Source organism: Adhaeribacter arboris, assembly GCF_003023845.1.
Classification (GTDB): domain Bacteria; phylum Bacteroidota; class Bacteroidia; order Cytophagales; family Hymenobacteraceae; genus Adhaeribacter; species Adhaeribacter arboris.
This window is the reverse complement of record NZ_PYFT01000001.1, coordinates 3179764-3203115: the sequence shown is the minus strand read 5'-3', so window position 1 is coordinate 3203115 and position 23352 is coordinate 3179764. Positions and strand designations below refer to the sequence as shown.

The 23352-nt window shown below is 42.4% G+C and carries 18 protein-coding genes; 13 read left to right on the top strand and 5 right to left on the bottom strand.

The annotated features are described in order from the left end of the window. The first annotated feature begins 200 nt into the window (after positions 1 to 200). Positions 201 to 1865, top strand: coding sequence for an energy-dependent translational throttle protein EttA (gene ettA, locus AHMF7605_RS13285; protein WP_106930072.1), 1665 nt, complete (start codon positions 201 to 203; stop codon positions 1863 to 1865). Positions 1866 to 2095: 230 nt separating this feature from the next. Next, positions 2096 to 3241, top strand: coding sequence for a three-Cys-motif partner protein TcmP (tcmP, locus tag AHMF7605_RS13280; RefSeq protein ID WP_158267508.1), 1146 nt, complete (start codon positions 2096 to 2098; stop codon positions 3239 to 3241). Positions 3242 to 3301: 60 nt separating this feature from the next. Here tcmP and AHMF7605_RS13275 read toward each other — a convergent pair whose 3' ends face one another. Further along, positions 3302 to 4867, bottom strand: coding sequence for a serine hydrolase domain-containing protein (locus tag AHMF7605_RS13275; protein WP_106930068.1), 1566 nt, complete (start codon positions 4865 to 4867; stop codon positions 3302 to 3304). Between the two features lie 201 nt (positions 4868 to 5068). Here AHMF7605_RS13275 and AHMF7605_RS13270 point away from each other — a divergent pair, with 201 nt between their 5' ends. Next, a complete protein-coding gene (locus tag AHMF7605_RS13270) occupies positions 5069 to 6004 on the top strand; it encodes an ion channel (RefSeq protein ID WP_106930066.1) in 936 nt (311 codons plus the stop codon). Between the two features lie 122 nt (positions 6005 to 6126). Here AHMF7605_RS13270 and AHMF7605_RS13265 read toward each other — a convergent pair whose 3' ends face one another. Beyond that, on the bottom strand, positions 6127 to 7092 hold the full coding sequence (locus AHMF7605_RS13265) for a zinc dependent phospholipase C family protein (protein WP_106930064.1): 966 nt from the start codon (positions 7090 to 7092) through the stop codon (positions 6127 to 6129). A 261-nt stretch (positions 7093 to 7353) separates the two neighbouring features. Beyond that, entirely contained in the window at positions 7354 to 8268 is a 915-nt protein-coding gene (locus tag AHMF7605_RS13260) for an NAD(P)/FAD-dependent oxidoreductase (RefSeq protein WP_106930062.1), read from the bottom strand. 383 nt (positions 8269 to 8651) lie between these two features. Between AHMF7605_RS13260 and AHMF7605_RS13255 the strand changes: the two genes are divergently transcribed. From AHMF7605_RS13255 to AHMF7605_RS13230, 6 genes are all read left to right on the top strand, one after another. After that, the gene (locus AHMF7605_RS13255) at positions 8652 to 9893 is read left to right on the top strand and encodes an OmpP1/FadL family transporter (protein ID WP_106930060.1); all 1242 of its coding nucleotides are present in this window, start codon (positions 8652 to 8654) and stop codon (positions 9891 to 9893) included. A 22-nt stretch (positions 9894 to 9915) separates the two neighbouring features. Continuing rightward, positions 9916 to 11202, top strand: a complete 1287-nt coding sequence (locus AHMF7605_RS13250; protein ID WP_106930058.1) for an SGNH/GDSL hydrolase family protein — start codon at positions 9916 to 9918, stop codon at positions 11200 to 11202. A 340-nt stretch (positions 11203 to 11542) separates the two neighbouring features. Next, positions 11543 to 12898: an alpha-L-fucosidase gene (locus AHMF7605_RS13245; protein ID WP_106930056.1), complete on the top strand. Its 1356-nt coding sequence runs from the start codon at positions 11543 to 11545 to the stop codon at positions 12896 to 12898. Between the two features lie 192 nt (positions 12899 to 13090). Next, positions 13091 to 14074: a sugar phosphate isomerase/epimerase family protein gene (locus AHMF7605_RS13240; RefSeq protein WP_106930054.1), complete on the top strand. Its 984-nt coding sequence runs from the start codon at positions 13091 to 13093 to the stop codon at positions 14072 to 14074. A 270-nt stretch (positions 14075 to 14344) separates the two neighbouring features. Beyond that, positions 14345 to 15337, top strand: coding sequence for an aldo/keto reductase (locus AHMF7605_RS13235; RefSeq protein ID WP_106930052.1), 993 nt, complete (start codon positions 14345 to 14347; stop codon positions 15335 to 15337). A gap of 278 nt (positions 15338 to 15615) precedes the next feature. Beyond that, positions 15616 to 15816: a hypothetical protein gene (locus AHMF7605_RS13230; protein WP_106930050.1), complete on the top strand. Its 201-nt coding sequence runs from the start codon at positions 15616 to 15618 to the stop codon at positions 15814 to 15816. A gap of 109 nt (positions 15817 to 15925) precedes the next feature. Here AHMF7605_RS13230 and AHMF7605_RS13225 read toward each other — a convergent pair whose 3' ends face one another. Together AHMF7605_RS13225 and AHMF7605_RS13220 are read right to left on the bottom strand one after the other, a co-directional pair. After that, the gene (locus AHMF7605_RS13225) at positions 15926 to 17200 is read right to left on the bottom strand and encodes a M16 family metallopeptidase (protein WP_106930048.1); all 1275 of its coding nucleotides are present in this window, start codon (positions 17198 to 17200) and stop codon (positions 15926 to 15928) included. Between the two features lie 68 nt (positions 17201 to 17268). Next, entirely contained in the window at positions 17269 to 19953 is a 2685-nt protein-coding gene (locus tag AHMF7605_RS13220) for a SusC/RagA family TonB-linked outer membrane protein (RefSeq protein ID WP_106930046.1), read from the bottom strand. 169 nt (positions 19954 to 20122) lie between these two features. Between AHMF7605_RS13220 and AHMF7605_RS13215 the strand changes: the two genes are divergently transcribed. From AHMF7605_RS13215 to ytxJ, 4 genes are all read left to right on the top strand, one after another. Continuing rightward, the gene (locus AHMF7605_RS13215) at positions 20123 to 22102 is read left to right on the top strand and encodes an alpha-ketoacid dehydrogenase subunit alpha/beta (RefSeq protein WP_106930044.1); all 1980 of its coding nucleotides are present in this window, start codon (positions 20123 to 20125) and stop codon (positions 22100 to 22102) included. 157 nt (positions 22103 to 22259) lie between these two features. Then, entirely contained in the window at positions 22260 to 22535 is a 276-nt protein-coding gene (locus AHMF7605_RS13210; protein ID WP_146153584.1) for a hypothetical protein, read from the top strand. Between the two features lie 33 nt (positions 22536 to 22568). Beyond that, positions 22569 to 22922: a hypothetical protein gene (locus AHMF7605_RS13205; RefSeq protein ID WP_106930040.1), complete on the top strand. Its 354-nt coding sequence runs from the start codon at positions 22569 to 22571 to the stop codon at positions 22920 to 22922. Positions 22923 to 22953: 31 nt separating this feature from the next. Beyond that, on the top strand, positions 22954 to 23292 hold the full coding sequence (gene ytxJ, locus AHMF7605_RS13200; protein ID WP_106933466.1) for a bacillithiol system redox-active protein YtxJ: 339 nt from the start codon (positions 22954 to 22956) through the stop codon (positions 23290 to 23292). Positions 23293 to 23352 lie beyond the last annotated feature (60 nt).

Here is a 23352-nt window from a genome sequence, read left to right as displayed (position 1 = left end):
AACCATTTCCAACTATTTTCATAATCAGAAACTATTATAATTTGCGATATTTGCCCACTTTTAAAGCATAAAGCCGCGGTTAAGTAACGTTGCAAAGGAAATACGTAATATTCAACAGTTCGATGTGGGTTTTAGGCCGCAGATTACCTTATTAGAACATTTTTTACTAGTACAAGGAACAGGAAATTTAAAAAATAAGCATGAGTAGCGAAACCATTATTTTCTCGATGGCTGGGGTTAGTAAAATTTACCCGCCGCAGAAACAAGTATTAAAAAATATTTACCTCTCGTTTTTTTATGGCGCTAAGATTGGGGTGCTGGGTTTAAATGGCTCGGGTAAGTCGAGTTTGTTAAAAGTTATTGCCGGCGTGGATAAGCAATACCAGGGCGAAGTAGCTTTTTCGCCCGGATACAGCGTGGGTTACTTAGAACAGGAACCCCAACTCGACGCAACTAAAACGGTAAAAGAAATAATAGAAGAAGGCGTAGCCGAAGTAGTAGCATTACTTAAAGAATTCGACGAAATAAACGAAGCCTTTGCTGACCCCGATGCCGACTACGATAAGTTATTAACCCGCCAGGGTGAAGTACAGGAAAAACTCGACCAGCATAATGCCTGGGAGTTGGATAATAAACTGGAACGCGCTATGGATGCTTTGCGCACTCCTCCCGGAGAAGCCGTAATCGGGAATTTATCGGGAGGAGAAAAACGCCGGGTAGCCTTATGTCGTTTGTTGTTGCAGGAGCCTGATGTTTTATTACTCGATGAACCTACCAACCACCTCGATGCTGAATCGGTGCTGTGGCTGGAGCAGCACTTGCAGCAGTACAAAGGTACCGTTATTGCCGTTACCCACGACCGCTATTTTCTGGATAATGTAGCCGGTTGGATTCTGGAACTGGACCGCGGCGAAGGTATTCCGTGGAAAGGCAATTACTCTAGTTGGCTGGAACAAAAAGCGAATCGCTTAGCAAAAGAAGAAAAACAAGAAAGTAAACGCCAGAAAACCCTGCAACGCGAGTTAGAATGGGCCCGCATGTCGCCGAAAGCCCGTCAGGCCAAATCGAAAGCCCGTTTGGGTAATTACGAAAAGCTGGCCAGCGAAGAAGCCCGGGAAAAAGAGCAAAAACTCGAACTCTTTATTCCGGACGGCCCGCGTTTAGGGAACGTGGTAATAGAAGCCGAAGGCTTAACCAAAGCCTTCGGGGATAAGTTGTTATTTGAAAATTTAACTTTTTCGTTGCCGCCGGCCGGTATTGTGGGAATTATCGGGCCCAATGGGGCGGGTAAATCTACCTTGTTCCGGGTTATTACCCACCGCGAAAAACCCGATGCCGGTGCTATCACCATCGGGCCAACCGTACAAACCGCTTACGTAGACCAGCAGCACCAAGACCTCGACCCGAATAAATCGGTATTTGAGACTATTTCGGGCGGTACGGAAACCATGTTGCTCGCTAACCGGCAGATTAATTCCCGGGCTTACGTGAGTAAATTTAATTTTACCGGCGCCGATCAGGAAAAGAAAGTGGGTGTATTATCGGGCGGGGAGCGCAACCGGGTGCATTTGGCTATGACTTTAAAACAAGGCGCTAACCTACTGTTACTCGATGAGCCGACCAACGATTTGGACGTGAATGCTATCCGGGCTTTGGAAGATGCGCTCGAGAATTTTGCCGGTTGCGCGGTTATTATTTCTCACGACCGTTGGTTCCTGGACCGGATTGCTACCCACATTCTGGCTTTCGAAGGCGAATCGCAGGTAGTGTGGTTCGAAGGTAATTTCACGGATTACGAAGAAGCTAAACGCAAACGCCTCGGCGACGTGGAACCAAAACGAATCCGGTACAAGAAGCTGGTGTAAGTTAAGTGGTAAGTTGTACGTTTCTATTACACAAAAAAGGCAGCTCTAACGGTTGCCTTTTTTGTGTGTGGTATAAAGCACGAATAGTTATTTGGCGTAAAAAGCCGGATTTAAACTTTTGGCTTAGTTAAATTTTTAATTATTAAATGCTCTTTTTCGTAAGGGCAAAGGAGTGGGAAAAACGTAAATTTGTAATTGATAAGGCGTGGTCCGTTCCGAGAAATAAACTTATGTCTGTAGTCGAAACAAATACTTTTTTTAAGCAAAAACGTACTGCCGCCGAAATAAAATCAGAAATAGTAAAAGCTTACTTTAGCAAATGGTGCGCTCAAATTTTAACGCAACTTGCGCCTTCCCCTGAAACCATTTTGTACGTTGACTTGCTCGCCGGGAATTTAGTTAACGAGGATAATTCGCTCGCCGAAGCCGGATTAATTTTAGAACAGATTTATCGAAGCCAAGAAACTGAGCAAAATTTAAATACTATAGTAAAAACCTTCTTTTATAATGCCTCCAAAGCTGAACTAGAGAAATTAGCCACTGATTTAGCACAATTACCTTTCCGGGAAAATCTAGAGAATGCTCCTGTTATTTTAAATGAACCCGACCAACGAACTTATTTAGTTGAACTGCTAAAGGAACGAGTGCCCGCTTTATTTATCACCAATCCTTTTTTTACTCTGTTGGCGCAGGAACTACTGGCTCCTGCGGTGCAGTCGGGAAACACAGACTTACTTTTAGTATTTAGCCCAAATAAGATGCGCGGCGCTTGGGATTCAAGCCAGGAAAGAAATGACCTTATTGTGCTTTTAGGCGAAGAGATAACAAGTTTGAAAGAGTACGCACCAAAAGAAAACAGTTCCCGGAAAAAAGAACAGTTGGTGGTAGATACGCTTATTAGTAAGTTGCAGGAAAATCAGTATTATCCGCTGTTTTTTAAAATTAACCTGCCCGGGAAAGACCAGACCAGCCATTACCTTTTATTTGCCGCCCGAACCAAGCAAGCTTATTTTCTGATGAAAGAAATTATAGCCCGGTACAGCGATTATCAGGAAGATGGCGTACCCTTGTTTTCGGTGAACCAAAAGCCGCAAATGCCTTTATTACCCGGTTTTTTTCAGTACTTAAGCAAATATACTTTTACTAATTTACTCGAAGCCTTAAGCAGCAATCGCCGGGAGTTTCATTACCGCACCATCCAGGAAATCTACGAAGACCACGCCGTGGGTACTCATTTTATTCTAACTAATTACCTGCAAGCTTTTTCCGAATTACGCCAACAAGGTCGGATAAACTTAGTAGATGCAAAAAACAAACAGGTAAAAACTATTTCGGAAAACGCAATTGTATTCTACAAACTGCACGGCGTAAAATAATCTGAAATTCTATTTATGTTGTAACTGTAAAAACCTTCACTATAAATTATCAACTCATTATTATTTTACTTTCTTAAATTCTAGTTCCGAGAAAATGAAATCCGGATTATTGGCATCCAAGCGCATTTCCAGAGTTCCTTCCGGGTTAGTAAAAAATCGTACTTGAGTAGGCGTGAGTAGGGCATATTGGTTTTTCCACTGCAAATCAAAAATGTTTTCTTTATTCGGAATGAGTTTTCCGCCTAAGCTGGGGGCGGCTACTAGTTGCAACTGTAATTCATTTCTTGTTTCGGTTATGATGGCATCGCCGTAGAGAGGGCTGGTGTATCGGCCGGTAAACTTTTTAGAAGCAGTTGGTGCTAACTTGGTCGCTGTTGGCGTAGTGGGGGCAGCTTGCCCGGCGCCTGCTTGCCGAGCTTTAACGGCCGCTAAATAAAATTGACTCCAGTCGCGCGCATTAGGTACGCTTAAAAAAGCATCTACCGTACGGTTACCCAGAGCGGTCATGATGCTGCTCATACTATTGGTAAGAACCACAAAGCCTAAATTTTCTTCGGGTAGTAATACCGTACGCGAGTTCATTCCTTCGTGGCCGCCGCCGTGGGCTACCATTTTGCGACCTTGGTAATCGGTTAAAAACCAGCCTAGGCCCGTGGCCGAGAAATGCGTAGAAGGATTATTTTTTTCGGCTTCCGAACTTATGGAGAGGGGTTGTACGGGTGCCCACATTTCACGGGAGGCAGCTTCGCTGAAAATCCGTTTGCCTTTATACGTGCCCCGGTTTAATTGCAATATCAGCCATTGCGCTTGTTGGTTTCCCGACGTAAAAATTCCGGCGGCTGGGTTCCAGGCATCCCAAGGCGTAAAAGTGGTTGGTACTGGTTTATGCTGACCATCAAAACCGTGCGGGGAAGCAATATTGGATTTACCCGCTAATTCCCGAACCGATAAATAAGTTTGCTGCATGCCGAGGGGCTGTAAAATACGCGTCCGGATGAAATTTTCCCAGGTTTGACCGGATACCGCCTCAATTACTTGCCCGGCGGCAATAAACATTAAATTAGAATATCCATAACCATCGCGGAAGGCATAAGTAGGTTTTAGAAATTTGGCCCGGCGCAGAATCTCTTCGCGCGAGTAAGTAGTATTGTACCAAAGCAAATCGCCGCTGTAAGTGGCAAGGCCAACGCGGTGGCTAAGCAAATCGCGGATGGTCGCCGCCTGACTGACGTAGGGGTTATACAGCTGAAAATAAGGCAGGTATTTGGTTACCGGGTCGTGCCAGTTTAGTTTTCCTTCGTCTACCAGCATGGCTAAGGCGGCAGCCGTATAGGCCTTGGTGTTAGAAGCAATGCCAAAGATAGTGTTCGCATTTACCAGACCACCAGTTTTGCTATTCAGTACGCCATACCCCTTGGCGAATACAACCGAATCATTTTTTACAATGGCAATGGCCATGCCGGGTACTTCCCAATCCTGGCGGGCTTTTTCGTAATAAGCATCCAACGCAGCCAGGTCGGGTAAGGCAGACTTGTTTTGCGCCTGCAAACTGGAGGAGAAACGTAATAGGGAAATCAGAAACAAAAGCAACACCAGCCGTGGCCGGTGAAAAGCAAGTAGGCGCATAATGAATTAAGTAAATAGGAATTTTGCTCAAGATACAATTTTACGATTTACAACTCAATGAACCCCAGCTAAGAGTGCGTAAAGTAATAACAAAGCGAATAGCTAAAACCTATAGATTCACTAAGACCAACTATATTAAAACAGATAATTCAGTAACTTAGTGAAGCAGATGGACACCAGTTTTATATTACTTTAAATTTTATGTTGCAGCAAACCACCGACCCCGGCTTCGGAGAAAAGTACGCAAATCAAACCAAACGCATTATAAATAAAGACGGTTCTTTTAACGTGGTGCGCAAAGGCGGCAACTTCACCTCCCGCGACTTCTACCTGTTTTTAATTAATACTTCGTGGCCTAAATTTCTGGGCTTGATGTTGCTATTTTATATGCTGATTAATTTAATTTTTGCGAGTATTTACTTTTTGGCGGGAATCGAACATCTGGCTAATTTACCTCCGGATAACAAGTACCTGAGCGTTTATTTTTTTAGCGTACAAACTTTTACTACGGTAGGGTACGGTAATATTTCGCCGCAGGGGATACCAGCCAATATAGTAGCCAGTTTTGAAGCCATGAGTGGCTGGCTGTTCTTTGCCTTAGCCACAGGTTTACTTTACGGTCGCTTTTCCCGGCCATCGGCCCGTATTTTATTTAGCCGCAATATGATTATTACTCCCGCCGAGCCGTGGCCCAAGTTAATGTTCCGGATTGTAAACCAGCGCAGCAATATGCTAATGGAGATGGAAGGACGAATGATACTAGTACTTGCGGATCGCAGCAACAACCAACATAACCGAAAATACTACGCTTTAAAACTGGAAATTCCCAATATTGTTTTCTTCCCGATGAACTGGACAATGGTGCACGTTATTAACGAGGAAAGCCCTTTGTACGGAAAAACACCGGAAGATTTGCGCCGGCAAGAGGCCGAAATTCTCATTCATATTAAAGGATTTGACGATACTTTCAGTCAGGTTTTGCATACCCGCTATTCGTACCGGCACGAAGAATTAGTATGGAATGCCCGTTTTCGACGCGCTTACGAAACCGACGAATACGGTAATATTATCATGCACCTGGACGAGATACACAACCATGAACCCGTGCCGGAAACAGAACTGGTGGGTTCGGTATAGACGAAAGCAATAACTGAATTGTAGACTTACCCAAAGTTTTATCAGCTAGATGTAACGAAAACATAGGCCGACCAAAAGTAAACATATTTGCCTGTGTTTTTAGTATTAATCCGGTACATAATTTAAAACGCTTCGTGAGCCCGTTCGGGAGTAAATGAGGGCCGTAATTGTTGTTTTTCTTCCAATAATAGTTGCTTTTGGGTTTCGGTGAGCGGTTGCCAATTACGTAGGTCCGGCTGACCGGCATCTATCCAACTGGTATACCAATAACTGCCTACCAACCGAATGGCTAGCCGCATCTGGCGTTCTACCTGTCCGTTCAGGCGTTGGTGATACGCTTTGGAAAACGCGGCCGCGTATACTTTTACCGTGGTGCCGCTTCGTTCTTCAAAGGCATATTTACGATCAGCAGAAAAACTCGCAGAAACTTCCTTTTCAAAGCGGAACACCGAATCCAGCGCCGCATTAGAACGTTGTACGGTTTTCCAGGCTAGTACCTGCGGCTGTTCAATGTACTGGGCTGAACCTACAAAATAGTCGTACTGGTCGGCGAGCAACTCCGGTAACCGCGATTCCCATAAACCGTGAATGCCGCGTTGGTTGGTAAATTGACCGTTGTAATTATGGGTGGTGTGCAAAGGCACGCAAGCATCGGCAATGTAATGCCCCAAATCGGCGGAGAGCCGGAGAATAGCGAGTTGGTCGTGCTGTTTAAATGCTTCGGTAAGTTGGTTTTTTACGCGGGTAATGTGCCAGGGTACAATGCCGTGTTTCAATAAAGAATCCTCGGTGAATTTAGCCGTAGCTGCTTGCCAGGTACGGGGTAACTTAGTAGCGGCACTGTCGCCGTATACATCCAGGTCAATAAAGTGTCGGGGTCCTTCCTGCGGAATCATGTACCGGCGTTTGTCGGGGTTTACAGCATTTTCGGTAAGATAAGTCAGGTGTTTTTTGTAAAAGCCGATCATCTCGGGAGGAAGAGTAAACACCGCCAATCGGTTTATACGCTGGTGGCCAAAAAATCCCCAGGAAAAAACCTGCGGGGGAAGTAGAAATAGGATAATTATAATTGCCAAACGTATTCTCATAAGGATTGATTGCACTATTGGCCTGAAAACTAGCTATGTGGTTATTCCGTTCCTTTTCCATGAAATATTTAAACCAGAATAGTTTTTCAAAATGAAAGTAGGAAGATTACAATAACCTTCAGGAATAAAATTTACTTTTTTCTCTCTTTCAGGAAGAAACCATTTAACTAAGTAGATGAATGGTTTCTTCCTGTAGAGCAAGTGCTTTAACCTGTTTTCGTGATTGCTTATTTTGGCTAAGTAAAATGAATGATTGACAACTTACACCCGCACGTCGGTTATCTGCAACCTAAATTCTTCCTGTAGTTCTTTGTTAATCATCACCCCGGCTTTGGTGCCTTCGGAGGCCGCTACAATTACTAGTTGCATGTCGCGGGCGGCATCGCCGGCAACGTACAATCCAGGAATATTGGTTTGCTGATGCTGATAGGTTTTTACTACGCCTTTACTCGTAAAATCGCAGCCCAGGCTGGTGGCTAAATCGCATTGTTGTTCGGAGCCCGTAGAAAAAAATAAAGCTTCGCACTTGAGGCGGCTTCCTCCTTGTAAAACTATTTCGGAAAGTTCGCTGCCTTCGCCTTCTAAGCGTTCAATGGGAGCAGTACATATTTTTATCTCATTGGCTTCCAGCAAGGCATTGTCTTCGCGGCGCAGTTTACGGGTGCCATTGGTATATAAAGTAACATCGCTGCTCCAGGTTTTTAAAGACAAAGATAAACCAACTGCATCGCGACCTAGCCCATATGCTCCCAGCGCTTTATTTCGTGATTCCCAGCCATCGCAGTAGGGGCAATGGTGTACGCTTTTACCGTATTTTTCTTCTATGCCGGGTATCTCCGGTACCCGATCTTTCACCCCGGTTGCCAGTAAAACCTTACGGGCCATGTAACAATGATCTTCCTGGTCGGTAACTTCAAAATAGTTTTCGGCGCGTTTTACGTGTTTTACTACTTTGTTTTTTACTTCAATATTATACTTGGTTAACTCCTCGCGGGCAAGTTTAATGAATTCAACCGGGTTATAACCATCGCGCGAAATAAAGCCATTCATCGCATTCGACCACCGGTTTCGGCCTAATCCGGAATCAAATAAAAGAACTTTACGCATGCAGCGCCCCAACAGCATCGCAGCACTCGTTCCGGCCGGGCCACCACCCACTATAATTACATCGTACATTTCAATCTCCTTTTTTCGCTTAAGTAAACGAATTCAAGATACGGGAGTTTTCCATTATTACCAGTTGCTTACCGGCAGAGCCTTATTTTTGATTTAACTGGCTTATGATAAAAGAATAATAGATAAAGGCCTGAGTTTATTTATTTACCTTAGCCAAGAAAAAATAGTAAGATACTTTCTGATTTTTAGGATATTTCGAACCTTTGCTAATTTGTAGTATATTAGAAATTTTCTAATAACATTTCTTAAAGCAATCCCGTTATTTAAATTAGAGCAGAAAATAAGGTTTGTTAATAAATATTTTTTAACAGAAACAAGTTAACGAAATATAAATATTTAAGTTTGTAACAATTAAAATTGGGTTAATAGATTAAATCAACTGTATGAGAGTAAAAGTACTTTGTCTTTTGGGTGGTATCCTGCTAACGGAAATAGCTTACGCGGGTGGTTTTCAGGTTAATTTACAAGGACAGAAACAAATTGGCATGGGACATGCCGGGGTAGGACTAGCCCGTGACCAGGCGAGTATCTTTTTTAATCCGGGTGCCTTGGCGCAACTACGGCAAAATGGCTTTCAGGTAGGAATAAGCCCCTTAATTTCTAAAACGGCCTACCAGGAACCAGAGCCCGGTAATGCTACTACTGTTACGGATAATCCGCTGGGTACTCCTTTTCAGGTTTATGGTTCGTATGGCTTTGCTAATGATAAAGCGCGCGTGGGCATCGGAGTATATACCCCGTATGGTTCATCGGTTAACTGGGGCACTAACTGGCAAGGCCGATTTGGTTTAAATGAACTTACTTTACAAGCTATTTTTATTCAGCCGACTTTTAGCTACGCGATTACCGATAGGATAAGCGTGGGAGCCGGACCAGTGTTTGCCATTGGCAGTGTAAATCTGCAGCGCAGTATACCGCTGCAAGATGCCAATCGTCAGGAAGGACACGTTGAATTAGACGGCGGCGCGAAAGGTTATGGTTTTAATGCCGGAATTTATTTTCAAGCCACCGATAATATTTCCGTGGGAGTTAGTTACCGCTCTAAAGTAAAAATGGAAGTAAAAGATGGCGATGCTACTTTTACTATTCCTGCTGCGCCTCCCATTGCCTCTCGTTTTCCAGCGGGCACTACCTTTGATGTTGCTTTACCGTTACCAGCTAATATTACCTTTGGATTAGGAATTAAAGCTACGGACAAATTAACAATTGCCGCCGATGCGCAGTATGTGCAGTGGAGTGCGTATAAATCTTTGCGGTTTGATTATAGCCAGGCGGTAAACGGAAGCGAGTTTACCGAAAATGCTCGCAATTACCAGGATGTTGTTATTTATCGCTTGGGGACCGAGTACGCGATCTCCGATCAATTACAAGTGCGAGCCGGCGGTTATTTCGACCAATCACCCGTTGAAAATGGTTATTTAACTCCCGAAACTCCCGATGCAAATGCCATAGGTCTTTCTACGGGACTGAGCTACCAGATTACTCCCAAAATTGGCCTAGATGCTTCTTTTCTGTACTTAAACCGAAAAAAAAGGACCGATGCCGCTAATTTGTCCGGAGGAGTACCCGGTACTTTTAAATCGGTGGGTTATGTTCCGGGTATTGCGGTAAATTATAATTTTTAAATATTTTGGCAGAATCTAAACCATGAAAAATAGTTTACAGAAAATTTGTGCGTTTGTTTTAATGGCCGGTACGCTGCTGGTAACCAGCTGTGAACCGGAAATAGAAAAAATAGCTGTCAGCAAAGGCGAGCTTAACCTGGATAAATACGTGGCGGTAGGTAATTCACTCACGGCTGGCTTTATGGATAACGGCCTGTACCGGGAAGGGCAGGAGAGTTCCTATCCCAACATTCTGGCTGGTCAGTTTAAGCAAGTGGGGGGCGGGAATTTCGCGCAACCATTGTTTACCCCAGAACAGGAAAACGGCAGCGGTTATTTACGGTTAAGTGGATTTTCAACGACTGGTTCTCCTATTTTAACTCCAGTTACTGATAAGCTGGCTATCCGAAGCCAGACTCCACTGCTATATACTAAATTTACTGAGGAGGTAAATAATTTAGGTGTTCCCGGTATTCGGATGTCGGATATTCAAAGGCCTGGATATGGTAGTCAGTTAGGTAATCGGTTTTTCGAGCGTATTACTACTAATCCGTTACAAACATATTTAGAGCGAGTAGCCGCAAGTAATCCTACTTTCTTCAGTTGCTGGCTGGGGAATAACGATATATTAGGTTATGCAACAACTGGAGCCTCTGCTGATTTTATCACAATACCAGAAACCTTTAAGGCTAATAATAATGAAATAATAAACGTGCTCACAGCTAATGGAGCTAAAGGTATAATCGCTACTATTCCGGATGTAACTGGAATTCCGTTCTTTAAAACTGTATCTGTGAGTGCAGTTCGGGCAATCGCAAAGCAAATTAATCAGCAATTAGATGTATACATTAAAATAGGCCCTGGTGTAGCCGAAGTGCGAGTTGCTCAAGATGATGATTTAATTTTATTAACTACACAGGCTACAATTGGCCGAAGTGATGAAATAGGTGGTCAGTCCATTCCACACGGATTTCATCCAGCTAATCCCTTAACAGATAGCGAGGTATTAGATTCCAGTGAAATAAAAGAGATTGAAAATTACACTAAAGATTTCAACACTATCCTAAAAACTAAAGCCAGTGAAAAGAATTTGGCGGTATTTGATGCTTATACTTATTTTAATAGCATTCAGAACGGCATGATGCTAAATGGAGTAGGGTATTCGCCGGCTTTTATTACGGGCAATTTGTTTTCACTAGATGGCGTGCACTTAACGCCGCGCGGCTATGCCATTGTGGCTAATGAAATGATTAAAGCCATAAATGCTAAATATAATTCCCGGATTCCAACGGTAGACGTGACCCAATACCGGGCTGTTTTATTTCCGTAAGATTTTCTGCCAAACAGAAGCCGTTTCAAATCTGGAACGGCTTTTTTTATGTCTGAATAGGAAGGTAAAATCTGCACGAAGTCTAACTTAGGAAATAATAAGGAAAAAAATAGTTAGAATAGCAAATGCAGAAAGCAAAGATTGAAGCAAATCTTATTCTACGTATTTAAGGGCAAATTAATTCAAAATCAATTTTTGAAGTAGTATTGGCTTCCTTCGTCTTAATCTTTAGCTTGCGTCCAGAAACTAGTTGTACTTTATTTCGAAGAATTTCTGTTCGGTGCCTCTTTTTAGGAGCCTTTATCTGAATTACTTCCATTAAATAGCAAAATTTTAAAGAATGAAACGAATTTATTTTTTTGTGCTGCTTAGCCTCTTCTGGTATGAGCCGTTATTTAGCCAATCGTTACCCAAACCTACTGCCCGCCAACTAGCCTGGCAGCAACTGGAAACTACCGCCTTTTTACATTTTACCGTAAATACCTACACCGATAAAGAATGGGGAGATGGTACCGAAAGCCCGCAAATATTTAATCCTACCGAGTTTGATGCCCGTAAAATTGTAAAAACCTTAAAAGAAACCGGCTTTAAAATTGTCATTATCACGGCCAAGCACCACGACGGCTTTTGCTTATGGCCCTCAAAGTTAACCGAACATTCCGTTAAAAACAGCCCCTGGAAAAATGGCAATGGCGATGTGGTTAAAGAAATTGCGGATGCTTGCCGGGAAAACGGGGTGAAATTTGGTTTTTATCTCTCGCCCTGGGACCAGCACGAACCGAGCTATGGCAGCAATAACTACAACAGTTTTTATAAAAATCAGCTGAAAGAATTACTTACTAATTACGGCGAAGTTGCCGAAGTATGGCTCGATGGTGCTAAAGGTAAAAACGCCAAAGACATGCAGTACGACTTTGAGGGTTATTGGCAATTAGTGCGGCAGTTACAACCGAAAGCCGTTTTATTCTCGGACGTAGGCCCGGACGTTCGCTGGGTAGGTAATGAATCCGGTAATGCGGGCCAAACCTGCTGGTCTACTATTACCACTACGAACATGGCACCAGGTAAGGCCGATTCTAAGTACCTGAATACCGGCGACCCTAACGGTAAACTATGGATCCCCGCTGAAACGGACGTGTCCATCCGGCCCGGTTGGTTTTACCACGCCAGCGAAGACAACCAGGTTAAAACCGGGAAAGAACTGGTAAATCTATACTATCAATCCGTGGGGCGCAACAGTTTGTTATTGCTCAATATTCCTCCTAACCGCCAGGGACTTTTCTCGGAACCGGATATTAAAAGTTTATATGATTTCCGGAGTATTCTGAACGAAACTTTTAAAACTAATCTGGCTAAAGGCAGCGCCAACGCTGCGCTTACCGATGGTCAGCTAAAAACCAATGTAACAGTACCGGTAAACAAACCCATCGAGCTCGCCTTTAAAAAGCAAGTAACTTTCAATCGGGCCTTATTTCAGGAAAATATTGCCGGGGGCCAGCGTATTGCCGAAGCACAACTGGAATATTGGAATGGTAAAGCTTGGCAGAAAATCGAAACTTTTACTACCGTTGGTTACAAACGCTTGTTACGGTTACCAGAAATAACTGCGAGTAAAGTTCGTTTTACCGTGCTTCAGGCCAAGCAACCCGTGCAACTCGCCGAAATTGGTTTCTATCAAGCCTCCGCGAAAGAGTAAATTTTTTGCTAATCGCTCCAGAGACACTTGCCGGAAATTGGGCTAACAAACGATTAAATACCTTAATTTAAACAGAACCTTAAATCTGTTAGGCCCAGAATATAATCAGCTGGCGGGATAAATCGTTCTGTTTTTTATGTGGTTTAACTTGGTAAGTAATTACCCATAAACAGTCTTATTTTTCTTGAAGTTATGCGTGTAAATAATTTAACAGAAGAAAATCACCTATCCCGACGAGCTTTTATGAGCACTTTGGCCACCACCGCCGCCTTGTTGCCAGTAGCCGGGTTAGCCAACAAACTACTACCCGCTAATCCGGCAAAAACTGACCGACCAATTTGTGTTTTTTCGAAACATTTGCATTGGCTTACTATCCCGGAAATGGCAAAAAATGTCGCCCGCTTAGGGTACGATGGCATAGATTTAACGGTTCGGAAAGACGGCCACATTGAGCCGGCGCAAGCCCTAACCGAATTGCCGAAAGCAGTTGCTCAAATTCGAAAGGCTGGTTTGGAGGTACCCATGATCGTTACCGATATAACTGACCCCCGGCACCCCTTAACCGAACCCCTTCTAAAAGCAGCCAGCCAAGTTGGCATTAAATATTACCGTACTGGCTGGGTGAAATATGATCCGCAACTGGGGGTAGTAAAAAGCCTCGAAAAGTATAAAAAGCAATTTCAGGAATTAGCGGCCCTCAACCAGAAGTATAATATTCACGGGGCCTATCAAAACCATTCGGGCTCTAACGTGGGGGCTGCCGTTTGGGATTTATGGGAAATGTTCCAAGATCTGGACCCCCGCTGGATGGGCGTGCAATATGATATTAACCATGCCACCGCCGAGGGAAGTGCTTCGTGGGTAAACGATCTGGATTTATTCAAAAATTATATCCGGTGCATGGATATTAAGGATTTTTACTGGGCGAAGAAAGAAGGTAAATGGGAACACCAACTCGTGCCGCTCGGTGAAGGAATGGTGGATTTTAAGAAATATTTTAATCTGATAAAACAATACGGCATCTCGGGCCCAATGTCAATTCATTTTGAGTACCCACTCGGCGGGGCCGACCAAGGTAAAAAGCAAATTACGGTTCCCAAAGACGAAGTTTTTGCCGCCATGTCACGGGATTTACAAACGCTGCGCAGCTTATTAAAGGAAGCCGGTTTGGCCTAGAAATGATTACCGTACTTACGATCCACTTTCTCACTCGTTGGAGTTTTAAGCTTATTTAACTTTACTGCAAATGCCTTTCTAGGCATTGGTAACTTCTTTTATTGTTTAAGTTTAAAACTTAAAATGATAAAAATTTAAAATTAGTAAGATAGAATTCCCTTATTCTTTCTAATCCATCGTATAAAGCACTTCGTTGAATAAATTAAGTTTTCTCAGTGAATTTGGAAGGCTTGAAAGTTAAAATCGTAAACAACAACCATAAACTAAACTATGAAATACAATGAATTAGCCGAGAGCGGAGTGAAAGTATCGGCCATTACCTTTGGGGCATGGGCCATTGGCGGCTGGATGTGGGGTGGTGCCGATAAGGATGATGCCCTTGCTGCTATAAACAAAGCTCTGGAGTTAGGTATTACCAGTATTGATACCGCCCCGGTATACGGACAAGGAGTAAGCGAAGAAATTGTGGGAGAAGCCTTAAAAGGTCGCCGCCACGAAGCGCAGATTCTAACGAAATACGGGATGCGTTGGGATATCAATCGGCCCGGTGATTTCATGGCTTCAAAAGACAATAACGGAAACGATTTAAAAATTTATAGATATGCCGGCAAAGAAAGTGTAATTGAAGAATGTGAACGCAGCTTGAAACGCCTCCAAACCGATTACATTGACTTGTATCAGATTCATTGGCCGGACGTTTCCACTCCCATTGACGAAACCATGGAAGCAGTAGACCGTTTGTTGCAACAAGGTAAAATCCGGGCTTCGGGCGTTTGTAATTACAGCGCCGAACAAATGCGCATTGCCGACCAAACCGTAAAACAAGTAACTAACCAGGTACCCTACAGCATGGTAGAGCGTAAAGTAGAAGCCGAAGTAGTTCCTTATTGCCTGGAACATGGGCGAGGCATTCTGGCTTATAGCCCCCTACAGCGCGGTATTTTAACTGGTAAAATAACCGAAAATTACCAATTTGAAGAAGGAGATCATCGGCCCAATACCTTGCATTTTAAACCGCAAAACCGGAAAACAATCAATAATTTTCTGCAGCAAATAAAACCTATTGCCGATGGTTACGGAGTTACCTTAGCCCAATTGGTAATTAACTGGACTATTCAGCAACCAGCTATTGTGGCCGCCTTAGTTGGCGCCCGTAACCCGGAGCAAGTAGCCGAAAATGCCAAAGCCGCCGATTTTATGCTTACCGGAGACGAAATTAAACAAATAAATACTTTGCTGACCGAGGTAAAAATGGTAGCATAAGGAATGACGAAGATTCGATTATTAAATCTTGTTTCTTCATAACCTATATTCACTGTTTCTAAATTTCTGAAGTATCACCAGAGTTAAAATAAAAAAGTTTGTGAGCGTTTATACGAAACTCGCAGACTTTTTTTGTTTTATCCGCTATTTTAATCCCTTTAGCGAGTAAAAATTTAAATTTTAAACTTTGCTTTTAAACCTGAAATTAAAAGAATAATTTGCTCCTGCCTTCTTTGAAATCAAAAAGCGTTTTCTTTTAATAATTTATAAATATCCCAATGAAACGGATTATCCGGTTGTTGTTGAGTTGTGTTTTGGGTTTATTATTGCCAGCCGTTATTTTCCCGTGGTTAGTACGTTTATTAGTGCCAGCTAGGAAAACATCCCCAGAGGTTACTTTTACACCAGTAGCCGATTCTGCCAAAGTAAATTATATAGAACCCATTCAGGGAATTAAAGCTAAACCTATTTTACCTTAATTTATTTTTGTCTCTAGCTATTTGGGGAATCAGGCTTCATTAGCCAAAGTCAGAAATCCATTTTGAAAATTACCTGCCTTATAGAATACCGTACACTTATTAACTATTTTTATAAATCATCAGCATCAGTAGCAATTGTTGCTCCTTGTGGCTTGGCGTGGTAATACAAGGTAGAACAGTTAGTTGGAACCAGTACTTCGTTGGCCGCTGCCAGAATATCGTCTGGGGTTATGGCCTGGATATGCGCACCTTCTTCGTTTACAAAATTAGCGTTGCCTAATAATTTGCTGTAGGCCAGGTTCATGGCCCGGTTTAACAATTCAATTTCCGAGAATACAATCGACGATTCTGCTTGGTTTTTAACTTTCGTTAATTCCTGCTCGTCGATTAACTGCTGTCGAACTTCTTCCGTAATAGATTCAATTGCTGCATCCGCTTCAGTCAGAGATACGCCTTCGTTTAACTTACCTTGAATTACCAACAAACCTGGTTCGATGGAACCGGTTATAGAAGCTCCAATAGAATTAAAAAGTTTTTGTTCTTTAACCAAAGTTTGGTAAAAACGCGATGATTTTCCCCGGCCCAGAATATCACCTAGTAAATCAACCGCGTAGTAATTTTTGTCTAAGCGGGCGGGCATGTGGTACGTTTTATAAAGCGCACTTAAAGGTACATCGGCCTCTACTTCTAACCGCTGGGCTTCCTTTTGCACGGGTTCAACGGGTAATTGCCGGTGGTATTTTTCACCGGAGGGAATTGGCCCAAACCATTTTTCGGTTAAAGCTTTGGCCTTCTCAAATGGTACATTTCCGGCTATCACCAGAATGGCGTTAATGGGAGAGTAGTGCTTCCGGAAGAAATTTTTTACGTCCGTTATTTGCGCATCGGCAATATGCGAAATTTCTTTGCCGATAGTAGCCCATTTATAAGGGTGTTGCTGGTAAGCCAGCGGGCGTAATTTTAGCCAAACATCACCGTAAGGCTGATTCAGGTAATTCTGCTTAAATTCTTCTACCACTACTTTACGCTGCACTTCCAGGCCTTGCTCCGAAAAAGCTAAGTCCAGCATGCGATCCGATTCGAGCCAAAAACCGGTTTCAATGTTAACGGCCGGTACGGTTAAATAATAATTGGTAATGTCGGGACTGGTAAAGGCATTGTTCTCTCCGCCTACTTTTTGCAAAGGCTCATCATAGCTCGGAATGTTTACCGAACCGCTGAACATTAAGTGTTCAAATAAATGCGCAAAACCCGTCTGGTTTTCCGATTCGTCTTTGGAGCCTACATCGTACAGCACGTTTAACACCGCCATAGGAGTAGTAAAATCTTCGTGCACAATTACGCGCAAGCCATTATCTAAGGTGAATTCTTTGAAATCTATCACAGGTTTATCTTATTTAAAACATACAGCCGGAACTTGGCTCTTCCGCAAATTTATAAAATTGACTACTATTACCAGGTAATTTTCACGCCCGCCAGGTAAGTGAGCGGAATCGGGTAATTGTACGAATCCAAACCTTGCTCGGCAATTCGTAAGCCACCCACCTCGGGGTCGTAACCGGAATACTTGGTAAAGGTAACCAGGTTTTGCCCACTTAGATAAACTTTAGCTTGAAGCATTTTATTACTTAAGGTAAACTTATTTGGTAAATTATAGGCGAAAGTTAGATTGCGTATGCGTAAAAATGATCCATTTTCTACGTACCTATCAGAAAATTCATTGTTATAAGGATTCCCATTTAAACGGGGTAGGTTAGTATTAGTATGTTCGGGCGACCAATGCTGTAGTAAATCTCTAGAGCCATTATTGGTGTTATCTGCGTCCAATAAATAAAGGTTATTTAAATTCACCAGATTTTCATTGTAGATTTTGTTGCCCTGTACACCCTGTAAAAATATATTTACTTCAAAATCTTTAAAAGTAAAGTCATTATCTAAACTGTAAGTAAATGCTGGATGGGTACTGCCTAATAAGGTTTGATCATCCGTTAAGTTTTTATTGTTATTTAGATCTTGATATTTTATATCGCCTGGCGAAGCCATAAATGAGTCAGGTACTTCGCTCTGGTTTTGATAAAGACCATCTGTTTTCAGGCCGTTAATAGCCCCAATAGATTGCCCTTCTGAAAATATGAATCTTCGGTATTTGGTATTCAGCAAGACGATGTTAAAATCACTCAAGTCTGTTATTTTGTTTTTATTGGCGGCAAAAGTAAAAGAACTGTTCCAGGTAAGGGCGCCTTTTATATTATGGCTGGTAATACTTATTTCTAAACCTCTGTTCCGCAGACCCGCTATATTTTTGGCAATATAAGAATTGGAGGGTCTTAGTAGGAGAACTATTGCATCCGACGTATTCCTTTGATACAGATCAGTTGATATTTGAATTCGATTGGATAATACTAGTAAATCAGCTCCGAAGTTAACTTGTTTGGTTAATTCCGGACGTAAAAAAGGATCGAAAATTACAAGGTTAGTATTATCTATGTTTATTCCGGACAAAGAGGCGTGAGCCGTAGTTCCGTAACTGGTGCGGAATTTTAAGCTTTGGATTACCTGTTTAGATTGTTGCTGGTTTATAGCTTGCCAGGCGGCAGATATAGCAGATAAAACCGTGTATTTTTCCTGTAGACTAAACTGTGATAAGCCATCTTTTCGCACGGAAGCAGATAAAAAGTATCGATTAACAAAGCTATAATGTAATTGTCCGAAGTAAGAAAGTAAAGTATTTTTATTCCACTTACTTTCGTAACTAAAATCTTTAAAACCAGTCCCTTTTTGGCCTATGTAGGTGGTAGTAGTATAATCATTCTCCAGTTGCTGCTCAGCAATGCCACTTAATAAGAATAAAGAGTGTTTTTTCCAGGTTCTATGGTAACGGAAAGTAGCTTCTTTACTAGTTGTTTTGTTATTAAAATTTATATCTGTACGACGTATATTGTTCGATAATTTGGAATAGAAAAGGTGTCGGTTTTCCTGCTTTATCTCGTTTACACCGTAATGCGCCTTTACGAACAATCCAGGTATAATTTGATACTCCGCAAAGAAATTACCCCAAAGCGATTTGCCTTCTTCCGAACGGGTGTTTTCTTGCAGCATTTTTATTGGATTTAAAAAATTACGGGCCGTATCGTTTGGGTCAAAAATGGGCGGGGCCAACAAGGTATAATGTATGAGATTAGGATTGGTTGGGTGGTTTTTCATCGTACTTACCAACGATGTGATACCGACCTTTAATCTTTTGCCAATTTGCCCGTCGTAGTTCAGCCGGAAATTGTAACGCCGCAAACCCGATTGAATAATTACACCCTGTTGGTTGGTGAAACCAGCACCGGCAAAAAAACGGTGCGTTTCCGAACCACCGCTATAACTGACCTGGTGGTTTTGCACAGGTGCTAATCGATAAATTTCTGACTGCCAATTGGTGCCTTCTCCTAAAGCCTTCATTTGCTCGGTGATATACCTTGGGGGCAGGCCTTGTTCCTGAAGAGCTTTGTTTACCAGTCCGGCGTACTCGCTGGCATTTAGTAAGGGTATTTGTTTAGGTACCTGCTGCAAGCCAAAAAATGAATGAAGGGCCACCCGATTTGTTTTAGCCTGTCCTCGTTTAGTGGTAATCAGCACCACGCCGTTGCTGGCCCGGCTACCGTATATAGCCGCTGCTCCCGCGTCTTTTAATATCTCCACCGAAGCAATATCGGCCGGGTTAATAAAATTCAGGATCGGCAGAAATTGGTTCGTGCTTTCGGGAACCGTGTGGAAAAGTGGTACGCCATCCAGCACATATAATGGCTCAACGCTGTTAAATAACGTAGATATACCCCGAACCCGGACGGAGGCAGCTGCGCCCGGCTGGCCGGAATTCTGCGTTACCTGCACACCCGCAACCCGGCCTTTTAAAGCCTGATCCAGAGAGAACATCGGTGTTTGTTGAATCTGCTTGCCAGTTATGGTGGATATGGCTCCCGTTACCTGACTGCGTAGGATGTGTCTGTAACCAGTATTTACCGAATCAGTAGCAGTGGTATCCTGATAAATAGCAGTTGTACTAATTAAATTGGGAAAACGGTTTTTACCATAAACAGCTACTCTGAGAAAAGTAGTTAATAAAGTAAATACAAGTAAAAAATATTTCATGCAGTATTTAAAATTTCTGCAAATATATAAAATGCTGAATATAAAGGTGCTGTTGTTCTGTCCGATTTATTAATCTTGCTTGTATTTTACTTAAAAATGGCAGCCGTAAAAAGCCGTAATGCCATGAATATTTTCGTTAATTTTGATGATTACTACTTAGATTTTCCGAATGAATTATAACCGTAAAGATTACTCCGACGACGACCTGCTGCATTTGTACCGGGGTATTTTATTACCCCGCATGATTGAAGAGCGCATGCTGATTTTACTACGTCAAGGCCGGATAAGCAAATGGTTTTCGGGCATTGGCCAGGAAGCTATTTCAGTAGGAGCGACTTTGGCACTGGATCCGGACGAATACATACTACCCTTACACCGGAACTTAGGTATTTTTACTTGCCGCAACGTACCTTTAAATAAGTTATTTGCGCAATTTCAGGGTAAAACCACCGGCTTTACCAAGGGGCGGGATCGGTCTTTTCATTTTGGCTCACAGGAACACCACGTTGTAGGTATGATCTCGCACTTGGGCCCACAACTAGCCGTAGCCGACGGAATTGCCTTAGCCGATTTACTCGAGAAAAAAAGAAAGGTAACCTTGGTGTTCAGCGGGGACGGAGGAGCCAGCGAGGGCGATTTTCACGAAGCTTTAAATGTAGCCGCCGTCTGGAATTTGCCGGTTATTTTTATGATTGAAAACAATGGTTATGGTTTGTCTACTCCTAACTCCGAGCAGTTTAAATTTAATTATTTTATCGATAAAGGCCCCGCCTACGGCATAGACACCTTACAGATTGACGGGAATAACGTATTGGAAGTGTACGACACGATTCGCCAGACGGCCGCTAGTATGCGCAAAAATCCACGCCCGATCTTAATTGAAGCCATGACCTTCCGGATGCGCGGGCACGAAGAAGCATCGGGTACTAAATACGTACCGCAGGAATTATTCGAAAAATGGTCGAAGAAAGACCCGGTAGAAAATTACGAAAGATACCTGCTCGACGAAAAAGTTTTAACGGCTCGGTTGTTGGCTGCTACCCGCGATGAATTTAAAGTTAGTATTGAACAAGGATTAGAAGCTGCTTTTGCTACTCCTATGCCTATGGCAGATATAGCCGAAGAATTAGCCGATGTGTATGCGCCCTACCAGCAAATTGTAGAAGAACCTAAATCCGAACAGCAATCTGAAAAAAGGTACGTGGATGCCATAACCGCTGGCCTTCGCCAGAGCCTCGAAAAATATCCGGAATTAGTGATAATGGGGCAGGATATTGCTGAATACGGCGGCGTTTTTAAGGTAACCGAAGGTCTAGTAGACCAGTTTGGCAAAGATCGCATTCGGAATACCCCGCTTTGCGAATCGGCCATTGTAGGAATAGGTTTAGGTTTGTCTATTAAAGGAAAAAAGGCGGTGATTGAAATGCAGTTTGCCGATTTCGTTACTTGTGCCTTTAACCAGATTGTTAATAATTTAGCCAAATCGCATTACCGCTGGGGGCAAAATGCCGATGTGGTGATCCGCATGCCAACTGGGGCCGGAACGGCGGCTGGTCCTTTTCATTCGCAATCGAACGAAGCCTGGTTCTTTCATACCCCGGGGCTTAAAATTGTGTATCCGTCTAATCCCTACGACGCAAAAGGTTTATTAAACGCGGCCATTGCTGATCCTAATCCGGTTCTTTATTTTGAACATAAATTATTGTATCGTTCTATATCAGCCATTATTCCGGATGATTACTACGCGGAGGAAATCGGGAAGGCCAAGTTAGTGACGGAAGGTTCTGATTTTTCTATTATTACTTACGGTATGGGCGTGCATTGGGCAACGCAATTAATGCAAACCATACCCGAAGTGAAAGCCGATATTTTGGATTTGAGAACTCTGTTGCCCTGGGACCAGGAGGCTGTTCAGGCTACCGTACAGAAAACCGGCCGTGTACTAATTGTGCACGAAGATACCTTAACGGGTGGTGTTGGGGCCGAAATTAGTGCCTGGATTTCGGAAAATTGCTTTCAATATTTGGATAGTCCGGTAGTACGAGTGGGTAGTTTAGATACTCCGGTGCCGTTTTCGCCACCTTTAGAGCAGTTATTTTTGCCTATTCAGCGTTTAAGACAAAAAGTTGAACAATTATTACAGTATTAATTAATGATGCATTAGGCTAAAGTAATCAAGGTGATTCCAACATTTTACCTTTTATTTATCGGCGTAAAAGTACCTGGTTTAGAATTAATTGCCTCTTGCTTTGGTTTTATATTAATAAAATAATATATTTAGGTCTGTTTACTATAATTTACTTGTTTTGGTAATTTCATCTGCTAGTTATTCTCGTAATCTTACTCTTTTCTTCGCATTAAGCTTAGTGATCTTTTCTGGATGCCACAGCAGCAAAATTCCATGTCCTGAAATTGGAGGTGGTCATAAATTTTCTATTTTTCGTAAGAAAGCTGATGCCGACAATCCAGGTCAGGAAGGTTTTGGTCAAAGTAAACTTGTAGGCTACGATAAAAATGGATTGATGAAGAAGAAAAGTTATAAAAGTTTAAAGCAGAAACCAAAACGCTTTAAATCAGTATAGTAGGGGTGTGTTGGTGTTTTTAAGATAGCAATTATGGTTTCCTTTTTTACTCCTTTTTTTCATTTAAAAGCAGCTTTTGTTTTTATCTTCTTTACTCTGATTTCGAGTTTACAGGTTTCTGCCCAGATTGCCTTTACGAACGATGCGCAATTAAAAGCCGAAACCAGAAAAAGTCGTCGGGAAGCGGCTCGAATAGAAGCTGATTACAAAGAATCGCATCTAAATACAAGTAATTTCACGTATAAGAAAGGCAAAGCCGGGCGCAAACAAGTGGATATTGAGGAAGGATGGGAAAGCTATCAGTTTAATGCTACGAATGATTTTAACTATCTAGAGCCGAAAAAACTAAAGTTAAAGCGTAAAGCAAACCGGAAGAAGAAGGATTAAAGGTATTTAGCAATTAAGAGTAATTTACATGATTAAATGGAATGCGCTTACCTCCGGGGAGCAGTTAGAAAATATTAAAGCAGAATCTTTAAAGCAGCCCGTTGTTATTTTTAAGCATAGTACATCATGTTCCATAAGTGCTACGGCTAAAAACCGACTCGAACGACAATGGGACGATGCGGGTTTAGAAAATGTGAAACCTTATTTTCTCGATTTATTGTCGTACCGGTCTGTTTCTAATCAAATTGCAACTGCTTTTGATGTGCGTCACGAATCGCCGCAACTATTATTAATTCGTAATGGCGAATGCACTTCGGATTGGTCGCATTTAGGTATTAGGGTAGATGAAGTGAAAAAAGCTTTGGCTTAACTTCGTATTTAGATTTTTTAAATCGGATTATATAACTAAAGTCTTTTCAATTCGCAGTAA

What these genes read in the sequence shown, in the direction of transcription:
- ettA (WP_106930072.1), top strand. Translation starts at nt 201, where the DNA reads ATGAGTAGCGAAACCATTATTTTCTCGATGGCTGGGGTTAGTAAAATT.
- tcmP (WP_158267508.1), top strand. Translation starts at nt 2,096, where the DNA reads ATGTCTGTAGTCGAAACAAATACTTTTTTTAAGCAAAAACGTACTGCC.
- AHMF7605_RS13275 (WP_106930068.1), bottom strand. Translation starts at nt 4,867, where the DNA reads ATGCGCCTACTTGCTTTTCACCGGCCACGGCTGGTGTTGCTTTTGTTT.
- AHMF7605_RS13270 (WP_106930066.1), top strand. Translation starts at nt 5,069, where the DNA reads ATGTTGCAGCAAACCACCGACCCCGGCTTCGGAGAAAAGTACGCAAAT.
- AHMF7605_RS13265 (WP_106930064.1), bottom strand. Translation starts at nt 7,092, where the DNA reads ATGAGAATACGTTTGGCAATTATAATTATCCTATTTCTACTTCCCCCG.
- AHMF7605_RS13260 (WP_106930062.1), bottom strand. Translation starts at nt 8,268, where the DNA reads ATGTACGATGTAATTATAGTGGGTGGTGGCCCGGCCGGAACGAGTGCT.
- AHMF7605_RS13255 (WP_106930060.1), top strand. Translation starts at nt 8,652, where the DNA reads ATGAGAGTAAAAGTACTTTGTCTTTTGGGTGGTATCCTGCTAACGGAA.
- AHMF7605_RS13250 (WP_106930058.1), top strand. Translation starts at nt 9,916, where the DNA reads ATGAAAAATAGTTTACAGAAAATTTGTGCGTTTGTTTTAATGGCCGGT.
- AHMF7605_RS13245 (WP_106930056.1), top strand. Translation starts at nt 11,543, where the DNA reads ATGAAACGAATTTATTTTTTTGTGCTGCTTAGCCTCTTCTGGTATGAG.
- AHMF7605_RS13240 (WP_106930054.1), top strand. Translation starts at nt 13,091, where the DNA reads ATGCGTGTAAATAATTTAACAGAAGAAAATCACCTATCCCGACGAGCT.
- AHMF7605_RS13235 (WP_106930052.1), top strand. Translation starts at nt 14,345, where the DNA reads ATGAAATACAATGAATTAGCCGAGAGCGGAGTGAAAGTATCGGCCATT.
- AHMF7605_RS13230 (WP_106930050.1), top strand. Translation starts at nt 15,616, where the DNA reads ATGAAACGGATTATCCGGTTGTTGTTGAGTTGTGTTTTGGGTTTATTA.
- AHMF7605_RS13220 (WP_106930046.1), bottom strand. Translation starts at nt 19,953, where the DNA reads ATGAAATATTTTTTACTTGTATTTACTTTATTAACTACTTTTCTCAGA.
- AHMF7605_RS13215 (WP_106930044.1), top strand. Translation starts at nt 20,123, where the DNA reads ATGAATTATAACCGTAAAGATTACTCCGACGACGACCTGCTGCATTTG.
- AHMF7605_RS13205 (WP_106930040.1), top strand. Translation starts at nt 22,569, where the DNA reads ATGGTTTCCTTTTTTACTCCTTTTTTTCATTTAAAAGCAGCTTTTGTT.